General features: G+C 61.6%; 17 protein-coding genes. 10 read left to right on the top strand and 7 right to left on the bottom strand.

Annotated elements, in window-relative coordinates; all coding sequences use genetic code 11:
• Positions 1-33 precede the first annotated feature (33 nt).
• The 8 genes from HB376_RS11655 (at position 34) to HB376_RS11620 (ending at position 8689) form a co-directional block, all read left to right on the top strand.
• The gene (locus HB376_RS11655) at positions 34-1029 is read left to right on the top strand and encodes a HEAT repeat domain-containing protein (RefSeq protein ID WP_213763800.1); all 996 of its coding nucleotides are present in this window, start codon (positions 34-36) and stop codon (positions 1027-1029) included.
• Positions 1026-1316, top strand: a complete 291-nt coding sequence (locus HB376_RS11650; RefSeq protein WP_213763799.1) for a gamma-butyrobetaine hydroxylase-like domain-containing protein — start codon at positions 1026-1028, stop codon at positions 1314-1316. Before HB376_RS11655 ends, HB376_RS11650 begins: the two co-directional genes overlap by 4 nt.
• Positions 1313-2212 (top strand): ABC transporter ATP-binding protein, encoded by a 900-nt coding sequence (locus HB376_RS11645; RefSeq protein WP_213763798.1) that lies wholly within the window; start codon positions 1313-1315, stop codon positions 2210-2212. The genes HB376_RS11650 and HB376_RS11645 overlap by 4 nt, the downstream gene beginning before the upstream one ends.
• Positions 2213-2303: 91 nt before the next feature.
• Complete coding sequence (locus tag HB376_RS11640; RefSeq protein WP_255631282.1) at positions 2304-3287, top strand: NrtA/SsuA/CpmA family ABC transporter substrate-binding protein; 984 nt, start codon at positions 2304-2306, stop codon at positions 3285-3287.
• 16 nt (positions 3288-3303) lie between these two features.
• The gene (locus HB376_RS11635; RefSeq protein WP_213763797.1) at positions 3304-4053 is read left to right on the top strand and encodes an ABC transporter permease; all 750 of its coding nucleotides are present in this window, start codon (positions 3304-3306) and stop codon (positions 4051-4053) included.
• A gap of 21 nt (positions 4054-4074) precedes the next feature.
• Positions 4075-5472 carry an allophanate hydrolase gene (locus HB376_RS11630; protein WP_213763796.1) on the top strand — a complete coding sequence of 466 codons (1398 nt, stop codon included), beginning with the start codon at positions 4075-4077 and terminating at the stop codon, positions 5470-5472.
• Between the two features lie 282 nt (positions 5473-5754).
• Positions 5755-6681 carry a family 2A encapsulin nanocompartment shell protein gene (locus HB376_RS11625; protein ID WP_213763795.1) on the top strand — a complete coding sequence of 309 codons (927 nt, stop codon included), beginning with the start codon at positions 5755-5757 and terminating at the stop codon, positions 6679-6681.
• Positions 6656-8689, top strand: a complete 2034-nt coding sequence (locus HB376_RS11620) for a family 2A encapsulin nanocompartment cargo protein cysteine desulfurase (protein WP_213763794.1) — start codon at positions 6656-6658, stop codon at positions 8687-8689. The genes HB376_RS11625 and HB376_RS11620 overlap by 26 nt, the downstream gene beginning before the upstream one ends.
• A gap of 84 nt (positions 8690-8773) precedes the next feature.
• Here HB376_RS11620 and HB376_RS11615 read toward each other — a convergent pair whose 3' ends face one another.
• The 3 genes from HB376_RS11615 to HB376_RS11605 all read right to left on the bottom strand — a co-directional run bounded on the left by HB376_RS11615 (position 8774) and on the right by HB376_RS11605 (position 10590).
• Positions 8774-9562 (bottom strand): MetQ/NlpA family ABC transporter substrate-binding protein, encoded by a 789-nt coding sequence (locus tag HB376_RS11615; protein ID WP_255631295.1) that lies wholly within the window; start codon positions 9560-9562, stop codon positions 8774-8776.
• Between the two features lie 186 nt (positions 9563-9748).
• On the bottom strand, positions 9749-9958 hold the full coding sequence (locus HB376_RS11610) for a dodecin (protein ID WP_213763793.1): 210 nt from the start codon (positions 9956-9958) through the stop codon (positions 9749-9751).
• Between the two features lie 35 nt (positions 9959-9993).
• Positions 9994-10590 carry a nitroreductase family protein gene (locus HB376_RS11605; protein WP_213763792.1) on the bottom strand — a complete coding sequence of 199 codons (597 nt, stop codon included), beginning with the start codon at positions 10588-10590 and terminating at the stop codon, positions 9994-9996.
• A 386-nt stretch (positions 10591-10976) separates the two neighbouring features.
• Here HB376_RS11605 and HB376_RS11600 point away from each other — a divergent pair, with 386 nt between their 5' ends.
• Complete coding sequence (locus tag HB376_RS11600) at positions 10977-12041, top strand: LLM class flavin-dependent oxidoreductase (RefSeq protein WP_213763791.1); 1065 nt, start codon at positions 10977-10979, stop codon at positions 12039-12041.
• 53 nt (positions 12042-12094) lie between these two features.
• On the opposite strand, the gene HB376_RS11595 is transcribed toward HB376_RS11600, so the two are convergent.
• The 4 genes from HB376_RS11595 to HB376_RS11580 are packed head-to-tail and all read right to left on the bottom strand — an operon-like array spanning position 12095 to position 16496.
• Positions 12095-12739, bottom strand: coding sequence for a DUF2894 domain-containing protein (locus tag HB376_RS11595; protein WP_213763790.1), 645 nt, complete (start codon positions 12737-12739; stop codon positions 12095-12097).
• Positions 12732-13379 (bottom strand): OmpA family protein, encoded by a 648-nt coding sequence (locus HB376_RS11590; protein WP_213763789.1) that lies wholly within the window; start codon positions 13377-13379, stop codon positions 12732-12734. Before HB376_RS11590 ends, HB376_RS11595 begins: the two co-directional genes overlap by 8 nt.
• Positions 13376-15742: a DUF802 domain-containing protein gene (locus HB376_RS11585; RefSeq protein WP_213763788.1), complete on the bottom strand. Its 2367-nt coding sequence runs from the start codon at positions 15740-15742 to the stop codon at positions 13376-13378. The genes HB376_RS11590 and HB376_RS11585 overlap by 4 nt, the downstream gene beginning before the upstream one ends.
• A 10-nt stretch (positions 15743-15752) precedes the next feature.
• Positions 15753-16496, bottom strand: coding sequence for a DUF3348 domain-containing protein (locus tag HB376_RS11580; protein ID WP_213763787.1), 744 nt, complete (start codon positions 16494-16496; stop codon positions 15753-15755).
• A gap of 296 nt (positions 16497-16792) precedes the next feature.
• Here HB376_RS11580 and HB376_RS11575 point away from each other — a divergent pair, with 296 nt between their 5' ends.
• Complete coding sequence (locus tag HB376_RS11575) at positions 16793-18715, top strand: PAS domain-containing sensor histidine kinase (protein WP_213763786.1); 1923 nt, start codon at positions 16793-16795, stop codon at positions 18713-18715.
• Positions 18716-18766: the final 51 nt, after the last annotated feature.

Below are 18766 nucleotides of genomic sequence, written 5' to 3'. Positions count from 1 at the left end.
GCTTCAATCGCTCATTTGACAACCCATCCACTCATGACTGTTTTCTCTCCGCTGACTTTCGACCCGGACGCGCTCGACCCCGAAGCAGCGGCCGTGCTGCCGCGCCTGTCCAGCGCCGACCCCGTGGTTCGCCGCATCGCGCTCCTTGAACTCGCGGATCTGGAGGACGAGAACCTGTTGCCGCCGATCGTCCATGCGCTGCGTCATGACGATTCGGCTGATGTCCGCCGGGAGGCCGCGCGCGTGCTGGCGGCCTGGGAAGGGGCGGAGGTTGTCGACGCGCTGTGCCGTTCCCTTCTCGACGCCGATGAAACGGTGCGCCTTGCTGCCGCTCAAAGCCTCTCGGAACTCAAGGAAGCAACGTCCGGCCACGTATTGCTTGAATGGGTCGCCAATCCCGACCCGTTCGTGCAGGCCGCGATACTCCGCGCATTGCGTGAATTGCGCCTGTCCGACGCACTGGACCCCGCCATGCGAGCACTCTCGCATCCGCTTGCGTCGGTGCGCCTGGAGGCCGTCGGCGTCGCAGGCTGGCTCAAGGACGAGCGCGCGCTTGCGCAGCTCGCACAAGTGGCCGCAGGCGATACCGATCCCGATGTGCGCCGGGCCGCAGTGGGGTCGTTAGGACTGGGCTCGGAGCCGGCGCAAGCCATTGTCGACGCGTTGCTCAGTGCGTTGCGCGACGACGCTTGGCAAGTGCGTGAGGAAGCCGCCGCGACGCTGGGCAAGCTGCGCGCGGGCCAGGCCCGCGACGCGTTGATCGCGTCGCTTGACGATCCTTACTGGCAGGTCAGGTTGAAGTCCGCACGAGCGCTCGGCCGGTTGCGTGACCCGGGCGCGGGAGCGGCGCTTGCACGGCTGCTGTCGCATTCCATCAGCAATCTGCGTAAGGAAGCGGCGCTTGCGCTCGGCGAGCTCGGCGACCGCGGTTTGCTGCCGGCCCTGCAAGCTGCCCAAGGCGACCCGGACCCGGAAGTCCGCAAGGCCGTTCGCATCGCGTTGCAACAGATCGAAGGTCTTCCCGCATGAACGTACCCGAACGCATCGACCTGGACTCGCGCGCCCATACCCTGACGCTGCACTGGCCCGGCGCGCGGGCCCAGTGCGTCAGTCACGCGGCCTTGCGCCGTGCATGCCCATGCGCCGCGTGCCGCCGTATTCGCCTCGCGGCGAGTTCCGTGCAGGCAGCCGAGGACGTCGCAATCGTGGACATTTATTCGATGGCGTATGGCGTGCAGATCATCTTCAGCGACGGTCACGCGCAGGGAATTTTTCCGTGGCCGTTTCTCGAAGCGCTTGGGGCGGTTGCGGCATGACACAGGCCCTCGGACACCTTAGGGTCGACCGGCTCTCGGTCGAATTCGCGCAACGCGCGGGACGCTGGCCGTGGCAGCGCGCAGGCGTAGCAACGCGAGTGCTCGACGACGTTTCGATCGAAGTCGCACCCGGCGAATTCGTCGTCGTGGTGGGGCCCTCAGGGTGCGGCAAATCTTCGCTGCTCAACGCGGTCGCGGGATTTCAGGCGCCAGCATCAGGCAGCGTCACGATCGACGGTCAGCGGGTGATATCGCCGGGAGCCGACCGGGGCGTCGTGTTCCAGCAATATTCGCTGTTCCCCTGGATGACCGCGCGTTCGAATGTCGAGTACGGCCTCAAGCTGAAAGGCGTGCCGTCGGCGCAACGCCGTGACCGCGCCCGCTCGTTACTGGCGATGGCCGGGTTGTCGAACATCGAAACGTATTTCCCCGAGCAGCTTTCGGGCGGCATGAAGCAGCGCGTGGGCATCCTGCGCGCGCTGGCGACCACACCACGCATCCTGTTGATGGACGAGCCGTTCGGCGCCCTCGACGCGCAGACCCGCACGATCATGCAGCAGTTGCTGACGACCATGTGGCGCAGCCTGAACTTGTCGGTGCTGTTCATCACGCACGATATTGACGAAGCGGTGTTTCTGGCCGATCGCATTTATGTCATGACGGCTCGTCCCGGACGCATCAAGGAGATCGTGCCGGTGCCGCTTGCCCGCCCACGCAGCGAAGCTACGATGGAGTCGATGGAGTTCTTTTCGATCCGGTCCCGGCTTCTTTCGCTGATTCGGGAGGAGAGTCAGAAAGCATTCGATACAGAAGCTCAGGTATTGCCGCCAGGAAGGGCGGCCGGCGAGGTTGGTGAGGCAAGTCCGCCGTCTATCCTGACAACGACGCTTGACTGAAGCGCCATTTTTTGGCGGCAAGTGCTTACAGTTCCGCTTTAAAGCAACGACACCTTGACACGTTTGCCAATGCCATCGGGAAATTATAATTATGCTTAGTATCACAAAACAATTGTTCGTTTCGGGGATTATGATCACCGCGTTGCAGGCAACGGGCAACGCGGCCGAAACCGTTCGGCTTGCGCAAAATCTGGCCCCCATATCCGGCCTCGTGATTATCGCGCAGGAACAACATTTCTTCGAAAAGAACGGACTTGATGTTCAGGTCAGCAACTTCAGCAGCGGCCGGCAGGCACTGGAAACCGTGCTTGGAAATGGCGCAGATGTGGCCACCACTGCCGAAGCGCCGATTACGGCGGCGGCACTCGCCGACCAGAAGATCGCACTGCTCGCAAGGATGGAATACTCCGACGACAAGACACTCACTCGCAGCGCCGCGCGGATCACAACGCCGGCCGATCTCAAGGGCAAGCGCATCGGGTTTTCGGCCGGTACGGGCAGCGAAATCTATACGGGCATGTTGCTCAAGCGCGCAGGACTGACCCCTGCGCAGGTTCAGCTGGTGAACTTGCGCCCGCAGGACATGCCGGCCGCGCTCGCCAGCGGAAGTATTGACGCTTACAACAGTTGGGAGCCGTTCATCGCGAACGGCAAGAAAGCGCTCGGCGACGACGCCAGGGAGCTTCCGGCCAAAGGCGTTTATGCCGAGACGTTCAACCTTGTTGTCCAGCAAACTTATCTGCGGGCACATCCCGCAACTGTGGTCGCGTTTTTGCGCTCGGTCGTCGAGGCCGAAACGTGGCTGAAGGCGCATCCCGACGACGCCATCACTACTATCGCGCAGGCGACCCATATGGAGCGTGCCGATCTTGCCTCGATCTGGCATGACTATGTGTTTGATGTGGTGCTCGACCAGCGTACGCTCGACACGCTCACGCAACACGCGCAATGGCGCTTGGCGAGCGGCAACGCGCCGGCCGCGGCGACGCTCCCGGATTTCCGCCGCATTATTTTCAGTGCGCCGCTGGCTCAGGTGGACAAGGCACGGGTACGGTTGCCCGCAGCGTCGGACTAGGCCGCGGATAACCAGCATGAAACACGCTCCATTTGTCGCGAAACTGCTTTCGCTGCCGTTATTCCTGCTGTTATGGCAGGCGTTGTGCCAGGCGCATCTCGTCAATCCTCTGCTGTTTCCTCCGCCTACGCGCGTGATCGCCGCGTTATACCGCTATCTCGGCGCAAAGGAAGGATGGGTTGATATTGGTGCGAGCGTCGAGCGGGCAGTTATCGGCTACGCGGCCGGCGCCCTGGTCGGCATCGCAATCGGATTACTTAGTGGTTCGAACCGTGTTGCGGCGGGTTTGCTCACGCCCGTGTTCCAATTGCTGCGCCCGATCCCGCCAATCGCATTCGTGCCGATCGTGATCGTCTGGTTCGGACTGAGCGAACTGGGCAAGTGGTTCCTCGTATTCTGGGGCGTGTTTTTCACCGTGTGGCTTGCCACGCATCTCGGTTTGCAACGGGCAAATCCTACGTATGTGCGCGCGGCGCAGGCGCTGGGTGCGACTCGCCGCCAGTTGTTGTGGACCGTGCAGTTGCCCGACGCGCTGCCGTTTGTGTTCGTCGGGTTACGCACCGCGATCACGATCGCTTTTTATGCGCTGGTATCGGCGGAACTGGCGGGCGCGTACGCGGGCGTCGCCTACCGTCTTGAGATCACACAACAGAACCTGCAGATCGCCACGATGATGGCGGGGTTGCTGGTCTTGGGCTTTTTATCATCGCTGGCGGATCGTCTGTTCGAGATGATTTCGCGCCGTGTCGTTCACTGGTCCTCCTGACTCTTCCCGATCCAAGCCTTTATGCACTCTTCGCCACTGAGCCTCGATTTCAACAGCCTGAAGCGCGCCTATGCCGATGGTTCCTGGACGCCGTCGAGCGTAATCGATGAGGTCTATCGACGGCTGGCGCATCGTACCGGCGATCACGTCTGGACCCATGTCGTGCCGCGCGAGGTCGCATTGGCCGCGGCGGCCCGGCTCGAACGATTGGGGCGCGGCGGTTCGAGCTTGCCGTTGTATGGCATCCCGTTCGGGCTGAAAGACAACATCGATGCAGCCGGATTGCCGACGACCGCGGGATGCCCCGCGTTCGGCTACGAAGCCACGCAGTCGGCGGCTGTTGTTGAGCGCCTGGAGGCCGCCGGCGCCATCCTGATCGGCAAGCAGAACATGGATCAGTTCGCCACGGGTTTGGTCGGCATCCGCTCATTGTCGGGCTACTGCCGCAATCCATTCGACTCCCGCTACATTCCGGGCGGATCGAGTTCAGGCTCGGCGGTCGCGGTCAGCACGGGCCAGGTCTCGTTTTCGATCGGGTCGGACACGGGTGGCTCGGGGCGCGTTCCAGCGGCGCTGAATAACATCGTCGGGTTGAAGCCGACACCGGGGCTCGTCAGCATGCGCGGATTTGTCTATTGCAACCGTAGTTTCGATGTCGCGCCGGTATTCGCGCTCACCGTGCAGGACGCCTCCGATGTGCTCGACGTCATTGCCGGATACGATCCGACGGACCCGTTCTCGGTCGACCATCCAACAACCATATTGCATCGTAGAACACCGCCCTTGCGCTTCGGTGTGCCACACGATGAAGACCTGAAATTCTTCGGCAATGATGCGGCCCGTTCGTCGTATCTTGCGTCGCTCGACGTGCTTCGCTCGCTGGGGGCGCAAGAAGTCCGGATTGACTACAAACCGTTCGTCGACGCTGGCCGGCTTGTGTTCGGGAGCGCGTTCATCGCTGAGCGCTGGCTTACCTATCACGATGTGATTTCGCGCTATCCCGACGCGGTTCACCCGGCGGTGCGCGCGTCGATCGACGCGGCGAAAAACTACAACGCCGCCGATGCATTCCAGGCGCTCTACACGCAACGAACGCTGACGCGCTACGCAGCGCAGCTTTTTCAAACTGTCGATTTTCTTGCGCTGCCTACTGTCCCCACCATTTACCGTTGCGATGACGTTGAACGCGATCCACAACGCCTGAATGCGAACATGGGGTATTACACGTACTTCGCGAATCCGCTCAACCTGGCGGCACTGAGCGTGCCGTCCGGTTTTACGCCGGACGGCTTGCCTTTCGGCTTGTCCCTGGTTGGCCCCGCATTTAGCGAACGCGCGCTGGTATCGACTGGGCGTGAAATCGAAATGGCCATCGCGGGCTCGCTTGGAGCGACCGGTTTGCGCGTGACGCCCGATTAATGCGATCCTCACACGCTTCTTTTCCAGAGAATGTCAGCCCGAATTTCCCCTCGCATCCGTCTCGCGATAAAACCCATTAGCTCACTGACAATCCTCATATCTATCGATCCTGCTCGATGCGCTAGGCGCATTCCGCCCAATATTTTCCATCGAACGCAGAGCCGGCGTTTATCGCCACGTAATCCTTGCCGGATCAAAAAAGACGAAGTACCTTTGCTACTCGTTCCAGATCAATTTTGCCTATAAGCATTCCCGCATTTCTTACAGAAAGGGGGTTTGAAAATGGCAACACCCGGTCACAGCGCACTCGGCGACCATGCCGCACGGCAGTTGGCGAACGCCACCAAAACTGTCCCGCAGCTTGCAACCATTACACCTCGCTGGCTCACGCATCTGCTGCAATGGGTGCCGGTCGAGGCAGGCATCTATCGTCTGAATCAGGTGAAGAATCCGGAAGCCGTGACTGCCACATGCACCGCGCGCGAAGACGAAAGCCAATTGCCGACCACCTTTGTGCCTTACGAAGAGGAGCCGCGCGAATATTTCCTGAACGCCGTGAGCACGATTGTCGAAGTGCATACGCGCATCTCCGATCTTTACAGCAGCCCGCACGACCAGATCAAGGAACAACTGCGCCTGACGATCGAGACGATCAAGGAGTTGCAGGAGAGCCAGTTGATCAACAACCCTGACTACGGGTTGATTGCGAATGTCGCGGAAGAGCAGCGCGTGCTGCCGCTGACCGGCGCGCCGACTCCCGATGATCTCGACGAACTGTTGACCAAGGTATGGAAGGAACCAGCGTTTTTCCTGACCCATCCGCTGGCGATCGCCGCCTTCGGCCGCGAGTGTACGCGCCGTGGCGTGCCGCCTCCAACCATCAGCCTGTTCGGTTCGCAATTCCTCACGTGGCGTGGCATCCCGCTGATTCCGTCAGACAAGGTAACCGTGGACGACGGCAAGACCAAGATCCTGCTGCTGCGAGTCGGCGACAAGCGCCAGGGTGTGGTCGGTCTTTATCAGCCGGGCGTGGCAGGCGAGCAGGGGCCGGGGTTATCGGTGCGTTTCATGGGGATCAACAATCAGGCAATCGCTTCCTACCTGGTGTCGCTGTATTGCTCGCTTGCAGTGCACACGCCGGACGCGTTGGCGGTCCTCGAGGACGTTGAGGTTGGCAAGTACCATGACTATGCCCACACCTACCAGTAATTCGCCGACAGCTTATCCCGACCCAACGTCAGCGCTTCCTGCCGGTTTGCCCGATCCAGCGATGCTGGCGCGTCTTGCAAACGCGTTTTTTGCTGCGCTGCCGGGCAGCACGCTTGGCGGCAACGGTGTGCCTGGCAGTGCGCCCTCCGAGCTTGCCGCGGCGGCGCCCGCTTTGCCGGCTTCGACGAATCCGGTGCCGCCGGGCTCTCCGATGGCGGGACCGTCCGGCGCAGGCAGCGGCATACCGGGCGCAGCCATACCGCAAGGCAAGGTGCCGGGTGCCAACCTTGCGCCTTCAGCGCCGACCCACGTTCTATCGCTCGGCAATCGTGCGCCTGCCTTGTTGCCGCATGCCGCTGCGCAGAACGGTTTGCCCGACAATCTGGTGACGATCGCACCCGCGCTTGACAGTCGCTACGGGGGTACCGCGCTCGGTGTGCCGGAAGCCGCAGCGGCGAATCTGCCGGCCGATGGCGGAGCCGGTCGCAGCAGCGCATCACCTTACTATTTCATCGATATCGCCAGGCCTCCGTCGTATGGCGTTGAGGACGGACCATTGCCCACGGCATCGCTGCTCGATCCGTTGGGTGTTCCGTCACTGCTGCCTGCTGGAGAGTCCGCGAACGCTGGCCCGCCGCAAGGGTCGTCGTTTGGATTGCCGCGCGGTTTTGCGGAGTCGGCTCCCGCCCGGCCGGACGTCACCGAGCGTTATTTTCTCGAGGATATCCGCTCGCCCGGGACGCTGGCATCGGGCCGCACATCGGACCCTGCAGCGCAGGCGCAGTCCGGCCATCCCCAGTTCGATGTAAACGCGATCCGACGCGACTTCCCGATCCTGCAGGAGCGTGTGAACGGCCGGCAGCTTGTATGGTTCGATAACGCGGCCACTACACAAAAGCCGCAGACCGTCATCGATCGTCTCGCCTATTTCTATCTGCACGAGAACTCGAACATTCATCGTGCGGCACATGCGTTGGCGGGTCGCGCGACTGATGCCTATGAGGGAGCCCGCAGCAGGGTTCAGCGCTTCATCGGCGCCTCGCAGCCCGAGGAGATCGTGTTTGTGCGCGGCACGACCGAGGCGATCAACCTGGTTGCAAAGTCGTGGGGAGTGCAGAACGTCGGGGCGGGCGACGAGATCGTCGTGTCGCATCTTGAACATCACGCGAACATCGTGCCGTGGCAGCAACTGGCTTCGCTGACTGGCGCGACGCTGCGGGTGATTCCGGTTGACGATTCGGGCCAGGTGCTGCTCGAAGAGTACAGCCGGTTGTTGAACGACAAGACGAAGATCGTCGCGGTGACGCAGGTGTCGAATGCGCTCGGCACTGTCGTACCGGTCAAGGAAATGGTGGAGATGGCGCACCGCGTCGGCGCGGTTGCATTGATCGACGGCGCGCAGTCGGTGTCGCATATGCGCGTGGATGTGCAGGCACTCGATGCGGACTTCTTCGTCTTCTCCGGGCACAAGGTGTTCGGGCCGACCGGAATAGGTGCGGTCTATGGCAAGCGGGCGCTGCTCGATGCAATGCCGCCGTGGCAGGGCGGCGGCAACATGATCTCGGACGTGACATTTGAGCGGACGGTGTTTCAACCGGCGCCACATCGCTTCGAGGCGGGCACCGGGAACATCGCAGATGCAGTCGGCCTGGGCGCTGCTATCGACTATGTGACGCGCGTCGGCATAGAAAACATCGCGCGTTACGAGCACGAGTTGCTCGACTATGCCACCGCGTTGATGAAGCCGATTCCGGGCGTGCGCCTGATCGGCACGGCGCAGGACAAAGCAAGCGTGCTGTCATTCGTTCTGAATGGCTACACGCCCGAGGAGGTGGGGCGTGCGCTCAGCGAAGAGGGTATTGCCGTACGGGCCGGGCATCATTGCGCACAACCTATCTTGCGGCGCTTCGGCCTGGAGGCGACCGTGCGACCGTCGCTCGCGTTCTACAACACGCCGGAAGAGGTCGACCGGATGATCGCCGTGGTGAAACGGCTGGCCAGGCACTGAGCGGCGAGATTGCCCTTGCGGCATGACGCATGTGCGTATGCGCATGAAGGCTTGGACCGCCGCCGCAGCCTGATCTGCCGGGTATTAAAACGCCGGTATGATCGCGCCTTTATAGCGCGTGAGAATGAAGTTGCGCACTTCGTCGGATTGATATGCCTTGACGATCTGCTGAACCCACGGCTTGCCGGCATCCTGCTCCCGAACGGCAATCAAGCAGGCATACGGCCCGTCCGCGTCCTCTACCAGGATGGTGTCGTGACCGGGATTCAGACCGGCCTTGATCGCATAGTCGGCGTTTATCGTGGTTGCGTCGAAATCGTCGAGTGTGCGCGGCAGTTGCGCAGCGTCGATCTCAGTGAACTTGAAATGCTTCGGATTACTAGTGATATCGCGAGGCGTCGCGTTGATGCCCGTGACGGGATCGATCCCGGAGCGCAGTTTGATCGCGCCTGCTTTCTGCAACAGCAGCAGCGTTCGGCTCTCATTTGCCGGATCGTTCGGAATGCCGATGCTGGCACCATCGGGAAGCGCTGAGAACTGCTTGTACTTTTTTGAGTAGATGCCAATAGGGCCGATCCACGTACGCCCGACGCCTACCAGCTTATAGCCACGCGCACGAATCTGGGAGGCGAGAAAAGGACGATGCTGATAACTGTTGGCGTCAAGATCGCCCGCATCGAGCGCGGCGTCCGGCTGTATGTAGTCGCTGAAGGCCACAATCCGGATATGCAGGCCGTAATCGCGTTCCGCCACCTTTTTGACGGCTTCGAAAATCTCTTCGTGGGGGCCCGTCGTCACACCGATCTTCAGAACTTGCTCTTCCGCGTTCGCATTCGAGCTGCCTGCCAAGACGAGGCAGGCGAGTGAAAACAGGGCGATACGTCGGGAGAAGCGCAGCAAAAAGGCCACCTTATATTCCTTCACTTTGTACTTGGTTGTTGAACTCGCAATTTAACGCCGCCTCGCACGCGCGCGAACCAAGTATTTCGGCTATGGAAAGCATCGTCCTCTTGAGCCAAGGTTCCTATAACGTGCGCCGACGCGGCCACCGCGACTAGTCTAGTCGTCGAGACGAATTCCGACCTTTAGCGTCACTTGCCAGTGCGCAACTTTGCCGCCCTCGACATGACCACGCGTTTCAATGACCTGAAACCAGTCAATGTTGTGCAAGGTTTTGTTAGCCCTTGCCAGGGCGACCGACACCGCGTCGTCACTCGATTGCGTTGACGAGCCGGTCAGTTCAATTTGCTTGTAGACGTGATGGGACATTGGTGTGTTTCCTTGAATAGGTCAGGTTGCATAAGTCAGGCGGTAAATCGACCTTCGGTGGCGATTTCGCCAAGGGGTTTGCGCGGACTGGGCGTTTCTCGCGCCTGTAGCGCCTCCGACAGCGAAGCCTTGTCGCCGAGACGGCCTATCGCGATCCCCGCTTCAATCGAGTAGATATCCGGGATTTTCAACTCTGTCCGGATTCTGTCTCGCTCGATTCCGGCCAGCCCGTGCGCATGCCATCCGGCCAGACTTGCTTGCAGCGCAAGATAGCCCCACGCGGCACCCGTATCGAACGAATGACTGATGGTCGGCACCTCGCCTGTTCCGCCCGGGGGGACAAACGTACTCTTTGAAAGGACGATGACCAACGCCGCTGCGTGATTTGCCCAGGTGCGATTGAAGTCGTTCAGGAAACCCAGAAATTGCGGCCAGTGCTCACTGTCGCGCGTCGCGTAGACGAACCGCCACGGCTGCGAGTTATACGAGGACGGCGCCCAACGGGCGGCCTCGAGAAACGTCAGCAGCGTTGCATTATCTATAGGTTCCTGGCTAAAGGCGCGGGGCGACCAGCGATTGACGAATTGCGGATCGATAGGGTGATCTGCGCTGCGAGGGTTCGGCGTTGTCATGATGGGTAGTCGCTCGCTGGGTAGTCGTTCACAAGGGAGCCGCGAAGGAAACGGCACGGTGAAGCGGTTGAGTGGCTCGGTTCGAATCAAGCAGTTACGTGAGCGAGTATAAGAACCGGGCACGATTTGATCTAACAATAAATCGGCTGAACCTTATCGCCATAACGCAGCAACGTGATTTCGTGTTCGGATATAAGGAACTGAGAAGATGCGGAGAGACGGAAACTCTCACCAGGAATGGCCGTATTGCAGACGAATTGTCATTCCGGTTTTCCTTCTATCGATATGCGAACAAACTGGAAGCGTCGCATTGACCTGCGCGATGTGGTCGACGCATGCTTGCAGGTTCTGATTCTTGTTTTTCTCAATCCACATTAGGTCGACTGATGCCTTCGTCAACTCCCCGCTTCGGCATTTGGGCGCTGGTGCACGGTAGCCGTGCCGCGCTGCAGGATCCTGACGAGCCCTACGATGCGTCATGGGCTCGCAACCGCGACCTCATCCTGGAAGCCGAGCGGCTCGGTTTCGACTCGACGCTGGTCGCGCAGCATACGATCAATCCCCATGACGAAAAGCTTGATCAACTGGAGGCGTGGACTGCGTCGGCAGCGTTGGCTGCTTTAACTACGCGCATCGAGATCATCACGGCGATCAAGCCCTATCTCTATCATCCCGTCACCCTGGCCAAAATGGCCATGCAGATTGAAGACATCAGCGGTGGGCGATTCGCGATCAATCTGGTCAACGCATGGAATCGTCCTGAGCTGGCCAAGGCCGGTATCGGTTTTGCTGAGCATGACGAACGATATGCATACGGCCGTGAATGGATCACGGTTGTGAATGACCTGATGCTTGGAAAGCGTACCAATTTCAAGGGGCGGTTCTTCGACGTGGAAGACTATGTCTTGCGCCCGGCCGACCGCTTTCGGGAGAGACCGCGCATCTATGTCGGCGGCGAGTCGGAGCCGGCGAGGGCACTCGTGGCTGAACGCGGCGATTTCTGGTTCATCAACGGCCAACCGTTGCCCGATGTGCGCCGGCTGATCGAAGACGTGGGAGGGCGTGCCCGTACCGGTGCGCCATTGCGCTTCGGGCTTTCCGCGTTCGTGATTGCGCGGCCGACGGACGGCCAGGCGCAGGAGCATCTCGATCACCTGTTCGCGCTTGCTGCGAAGGATGCTCCCTTGCGTGCATCGCAGAAGGAAAACATCGATCCGAAGGCGGTCATGCACCAGACGTTCGCCAAGTCAGCGCGCGTTGGATCGAATGGCGGGACCGCAGCGGGGCTGGTTGGCAGCTACGAGACGGTAGCGCGGCGTATTGTCGAGTTTCATCGAGCGGGAATCGAATTGTTCATGCTGCAGTTTCAGCCGTTTGAAGCGGATATGAAACGGTTCGCACAAGAGGTCATACCGCTCGTCCGCGAACTGACAGCGCGGGACGATGAGTGAGACACGGGCAGTACCCAAGCGTCGTCGCAACCCTTTGACTTCTACTCGTGGCGCTAGCGCTGTTTGCCGCGCGTGCTTTTCCGAGGGCTCCCGGAGCGAGGCGCATCTTTATCCGGCAAGGCGCCGCCGCCGTTCATCTGCTCCACCCACGACAAGGCGTCGAGGTACGACAAGAACTGCTGCAGATACCCAGGTGACAACTCGCGCATTAGCGAGAGCGAGCGATGCACTAGGCTACTCGAGTTGAGCGGCCCGGCATTCCCGGGCACTTGTGCAAGCGACTGCCGGAACTGTCTCTCGGCACTGATCTTGGTCCAGGTTTTTCGGAAGTAATCGAGCACCTCCATTTCTGGATAGGAGGCGCGGGGCAAGGTGTGACCCGTGGTGGGGCCGTCGCCATCCACCGGCGCGCGGTGGCTCATGTACTCGATCAGCCCGGCAAGCGCCCCGCGAGCGGGCTCGCCGGCATGGGCGGTTTGGGACGCGGCGTTCTCGAGATCGCGAGCATAGGCCGCGAGCAGTGTGGACAGCCTGTCATCCAGAATCCGTCGCGCCTCGCCGCTGTGGCTGGCCGCTCGCCGATGCAGCGCTTCGATAAAATGAAAGCGGACGGGATCCAGCCGATCGGCGCCGCGCTCGCGCCATGCATCGAGCGTCGAGCGGATGCTAACCGTCACATCACTCGCTTCGCTATTCACCGGGCTTCACCGTTGCGTTCGACAGCCTGGGGACCGGCGCAATTTCCACTCGCCGGTTCCTCGCCCGTCCCTCGTTGTCGGCATTCGAGCTGACGGGCTGCTGTGAGCCGAAGGCGGCCGCGAATACGGAGGAGGAGGGGACGCCTGCGTCGATCAACGCACGGGTTACCGTCAACGCGCGCTGCGCTGACAGCTCCCAGTTGTCGGCAAAGCGGCGGTTACTCTCCCGCAATTGCCGGTCATCGGTAAAACCACTCACCATCAGGATCTGGTCGTTGGCCTGGAGATAAGCGGTCAGCGGCCCGGCCAGGCTCTTCAATACGTCCCGGCCCTCGGGCTGCAATTGATCGGAGTTGAGCGCGAACAACACGCTGCCGTTGATGCCAATACGCCCGTTGACCAGCGTCACCCGCCCCGCTGCCAGCGGCCCGGCCAGCGCCTGCTCCAGGGTCTTGCGGCGCTGCGTTTCCATCTGCCGTTGCTTGACCTCATGCTCAAGCTTGGAAGACAGCTCCAGTTGCATGCCGATGACACCCACCATGATCAGCATGAACGCGCCCAGCAGCACCGACATCAGATCGGCGAAGGCAGGCCATACAGGCGCGATCGTCTCCACACCGCCGTCGATATCCTCGCTCATGCGACCGTGGCTCCATCCCCGGCTTCGGCGGACGCACGCCGGCCGGCGAGCTGTTGCAGGTCCTCAACAATCTGCTTCTGCGACATCATGCTCAGGTCGATGACTTCCCGAGCCTGCGCCACGTAATAGGCAAGCTGTTCGTCACTGCGCGCGAGTGACTTGTCCAGCGCGACTTCAATACGTTGAAGGTGAGTCACCAGCTTCTCGTTCGAATCGCCGAACAACTGCACCGCCATGCCGAATGCTTCACCCAGGCTCGCCACCTCGACGGCGCTGCCGGTGACCTGTGCGGCAACGGCGCCGAGCTTGCCGGTTTCGGTTTCGACCTTGTCGGCGAACTGGCTGCCCACACGTTCCAGCAGACCCGCCGATGTCGCGACCAGCGCGTCCACGGCCGAGCGCTGCTCGGTGGACGCATGGTTCACGGCATCGAGCAGGGTTTCCAGCGTTGCCAGCAGACGGGTGCGTTCGTCCAGCATCGCGGTGTCGCGGACCATGCTGTCGGAGAGCTTCTGGCGCAGTTCGGCGACGACTTCGGCGGCGGCCTTGGGGGCTTCCGATGCCGCTTGCACGAGCCGGGAGATCTCGGCGATCGTGTCGCTTGCGTGCGCCTGCGTCCGGGCCGATATGTCGTGCGCGGTCCGCTCCAGCGTGTCGCAAATTTCCTGCTGCCGGGTCGCGGTGCGCGTGCCCGCCTGTTCCCATTCGCGGCTCAACGTAGCGGCCATCGAAGCAAGCGTTTCGGTCCATGCCGCGAGCCGCTGCTGATCCCGCGATGCCAATTCCGCCTGCAGGTTCGCCGCGGCCTTGGGCGCTTCCGACGCAGCTTGTACCAGCCGGTCGATCTCAGCGATCGTGTTGCTGGCGTGCGCTTGCGTCTGGGCCGATATATCGCGTGCAGTTTGCGCCAGCGTGTCGCACATCTCCTGCTGCCGGGTCGCGGTGCGCGTTCCAGCCTGCTCCCACTCGCGGCTCAACGTAGCGGCCATCGAACCGAGCGTCTCGGTCCACACCGCGAGCCGTTGCTCGTCCCGCGATACCAATTCACCCTGCAAGTCCGCCTGCGACTGGCCCACGGCGCGCAACAACAAAGTCGAATGCTGCTCGAACGTCGCTGCGGCCTCGGTCAAGGCTTGCCGGTTGTGACTCGCCAGCGTCTCGCCAGCGCGTTCTTGCCGTGACAGCGCTTCGTTCCACGCCGCAGACACACTGCCGGCCGTAGCGTCCAGGCGCGCGGCGACGCCTTCCAGCAGGCCGGCCGAACGTTGCTCGAAGGTGTCGGTGAATCGATCCAGTGAGGTGCTTAGCTGCTGGACCAGCGCCTCGCTCGATCGCTGATGTCCCTCTAGCGCCTGATTCCAGATACCGGCCACGGTGGTAGTACTCGCCTCGAATCCACTCGACAGCCCGTCCAACTGCCGCTCTACGGCCTGCGTGACGGTCGCATGCAACGAAGCCGTCTCGCGGGCAAGGCCTGCCATGGTGGCTTCCATGACCGGCTGCAGCGCTGCGCCGGCGGCGCGGGTGCTGTCGGCGACGCTCTCCTTCAACGACCGCTCCACCGACGAAGCGAGGCGGGCGTAAGTTGCCTCGGCCTTGCCGTGGAAAGCCTCCTGGCTGGCGATCTGCTGCGCGCTGACGGCAAGGTTCTGTTGTTCGATGGCCGCCATCATCATCTGCAGCCGATCGACCAGTTCAGGCATCCCCTCGGCCTGCCGCTGCAGGAGCTTGAAGGTTTCCTCGCGCTGATGGGTCTGCGAGTAGATGCGTAATGTGGTCGCGATCTTCACGTCGAGCATCTGCCCGGCCTCGATCCGCTCGCGCCGGCACAGCGCGGAAAGCAGCCCGAGCATGGCGGATGTGGCTACGCCTGCAATCGAGGTGCCGAACGCAAATCCCAATCCTTTGACCGGTGCGGCCAGCGAGTCGCGTATAGCCTGCAGGTCCGTCGCGCTTTCCAGCGCCATGCCTGTGCCCCTCAGGGTCGCCACCATGCCCAGGAGCGTGCCCAGCATGCCCAGCAACACGAGCAAGCCAACCAGATAGGGTGCAAGCGCCGGCCCCGGCAACGCTGCCCGCTCGCCTTCGATGCGCAGGCGCACCGCATTACGCAAGCTGGGATGCAATCGGTCGAGCCAGGCGGCGAGGCTTGGCGGAGGTTTGGACAGGTCCGCCAGGGCACGCGCCAGGGTGGAAGTGGCTTGGCTGTAGCGTTGCAATTCGAGCGCGCCCGCCAGATAGCAGGCCCCCACGAGCACGGTGACGGCCAGCGCCAGCGCGTTCGAGCCAACGTAACCGGCGCCGATCCAGCACACAGCGGCCAGACCCACCAAAAAAACGACAAGATTCAGATATCTGGACATAGCGTCCCAGTTAGCGGGTGCGAAGGGCCGCGAGCAACCCTTCGACCGGTTGAAAACGAAGATCCAGTTCGGCCAGCAACACGCTCTGCATATCTTTGCGGAACACGTTCAGCCACGCGCCCGGCGCGATCGTCGGGGCGTCCTCCGACGCCTGAGCGTCGGCCAGCGTTTCCCGCTCGGTCTTGCGCAACCGTTCGAAATGCGCGCCGAGCAACGCCGGTACGGTGGCCAGCAGACTCCGCTCGCGCGGACCCAGTGCACGCTCCATGACGGCATCCACCTCCGCGAGCCGGCTCATGCCGGGTGTTCTGGCAGCCAGCTTTGCCCGCAAGCGGCTACGCAAGTTGCCGATGCCCGTTTCCATCGTCTGCTGCATGGATAGATACATCTGACGAAAAGCCGGATAGTCGACGGCAGCGTCCAGGGAAGCTCCATGAGAAGCCGTTTGCGCGGACCCATGGCGCTTGGCGGCGGCAGGCGCACTACCGCTAACGATGGCATTCACCAACGTGCTGCGCACGCGGGCGCACTCGGTCTCCTCCGCGCTGCCGAGGGCTTGCGCGCCGGGGGCTACGGCAGGCGGATTACCGTTGAGCGCCGTGGACAGCGCGATGGCGTCTGTCCAGTGGAGCCATTGGCTCAGCCTGTCCGAGAGCGGTTGTCTGGATTCGGTCACATCGACATCCGCCAGGCGAGCCAGCAAGCGAATGAGCGTCGGTCCGTTGAAAGCTGTGCGCTGAGGGGCTTGCACCATACCACCAGAGTCAAAAAGTTCGCTAGTTTACACGCGGACGCGGTGGGAGCCGCCGTGTCCTGATCAACGGGGCTGCCGAGCGCGGAATTTCAGGCGATCCGACACGCCGCCTGCGACGTCGACTGACCAGACCGCGCCTCTTCCTTTTCGCCTTGCTCGTCACCTGCCGATACGTTTCCGTAAGACGTGTCGATAAATGAATCAATCCAGTACTATCATCGGTGAACAAGCATCGCGTGATGCGATACAGCCTTCTTGGACGACAACTAAAATTACGACACGTGGAAGTCTGAACAATGAAAACCGACGACCGTGCGAAGTTGTGTGGCGTGAGCGAAGAAAAGCGCTTTGAATTGCTCGTCACGAGCATCAGCGATTACGCCATCTACATGCTGAACCCCGAGGGGATTGTCAATAGCTGGAACGCCGGGGCGGAACGGTTCAAAGGCTATGCCGCCCACGAGATTATCGGCCAGCATTTTTCCGTTTTTTATACGGAGGAGGACCGGCGCTCAGGCAAGCCGACGCGGGCGTTACAAACCGCCCGCGAACAAGGAAAGTTCGAAGATGAAGGTTGGCGGGTGCGAAGAGACGGCACGCGATTCTGGGCAAGCGTCGTGGTCGATCCGATCCGCGCTCCCTCAGGCGAGCTGATCGGCTTTGCCAAAATCACGCGCGACATTACCGAGCGCAAAGCGACCGAAGAGGCGCTGCGTGAAAGTGAGGACAGGTTCCGCCTGCTCGTTCAGAGCGTGACAGATTATGCGATCTACATGATCTCCCCAACGGGGGTGATCACGAACTGGAACGCCGGCGCCGAACGCATCAAGGGCTACAAGCAAGAGGAAATTGTCGGTTCGAATTTCGCGGTCTTCTACACGGAAGATGACCGTGCTAAAGGCATGCCCGCCAAGACGCTGGCAACGGCCGCGACCGAAGGCCGGTTTGAACAGGAGAGCTGGCGTGTGCGCCGAGACGGAACACGATTCTGGGCGCACGTGGTGGTCGATTCTATCCGCGACGAAGCGGGGAAACTGCTGGGATTCGCCAAGGTCACGCGAGATATAACAGAACGAAAGCAGGCAGCGGAGGCGCTTGAGCGAGCCAATGCGGCGCTTTTCCAGTCGCAGAAAATGGAAGCGATTGGCCAGCTCACGGGGGGCATTGCCCACGACTTCAATAACCTGCTGGCGATCGTTTCAAGCAGCGTGGATGTACTGGCCTCGCGCGCGCAGAATTATGCCGATACAAAGATACTGGACGCCATGCGACGCGCCGTCGAGCGCGGGGCGCTCCTGACCCAGCAACTGCTTTCGTTCGCCCGTCGGCAACCGCTCAAGGTTGAAAAATATGACGTGAACGCTGTGATCAGCAATTTCGAACCCGTGCTGCGCCGCGCGGGAAATTCCGCTATCGAAATGGACATCCGGTTGGCACGCCACGCCCGGACCATTTTGCTGGATGCCGCCCGCTTCGAGGCGGCGTTGCTGAACCTGGTCGTCAATGCCCGCGACGCCATGCCCACTGGCGGAAAGCTGGTAATCGCCGTCGACAACGTAGAGCTGGGTGCCGTGGAGGTCGGGAGTCTGGCGCCGGGTGCTTACGTCCGGGTCTCTGTCTCCGATACAGGCTCGGGCATGCCGCCGGCGGTTGTTGCACGCGCGTTCGAGCCGTTCTTCACGACCAAGGAGGTGGGCAAGGGCACGGGACTTGGCTTAAGCCAGGTCTATGGATTCATCGCGCAGTCCGGCGGCGACGTCGTGATCGACAGCGAAGAGGGCAAGGGTACGACCATCAGCATGTACTTGCCCGTGATTGAAGGGGCGCCAGACGACAGGATTGCCGCGGCCGGCGACAGCGTGGATACGGTTCTTATCGTGGAAGATGAGCCCGACGTGCTCGACGCGGCGGGGCAGCTTTTTCGCAGCATAGGCTACGAGGTTGCGACAGCGGCCAACGGCGTCGAAGCCATGGCGATCCTTGAACGCCGTTCCGACATCGACCTGCTGTTCACCGACGTAGTCATGCCGAAGGGCATGAGCGGTATTCAACTGGCACGCCTGGCGCGCGAGCTTCGGCCCGGTCTCAAGGTGATAGTGGCCTCGGGATATCCCATTCCGGCATTACGCGAGCGGTACGGGCGTATCGAGGATTTTGCCTTCGTCAACAAGCCCTATCGCCTGGCTGAACTTGTAAAAGCGCTAAGAGCGGTGACATAGACCGGGCGGTTTGCACAATTGACGCGAAGGGATATCCGCATCCAGCCCCCT

The sequence above is a fragment of the Caballeronia sp. dw_19 genome, assembly GCF_018449515.1.
Classification (GTDB): domain Bacteria; phylum Pseudomonadota; class Gammaproteobacteria; order Burkholderiales; family Burkholderiaceae; genus Caballeronia.
Note: the sequence above shows the minus strand (reverse complement) of the source record. Positions and strands in the feature narration are given on the sequence as shown.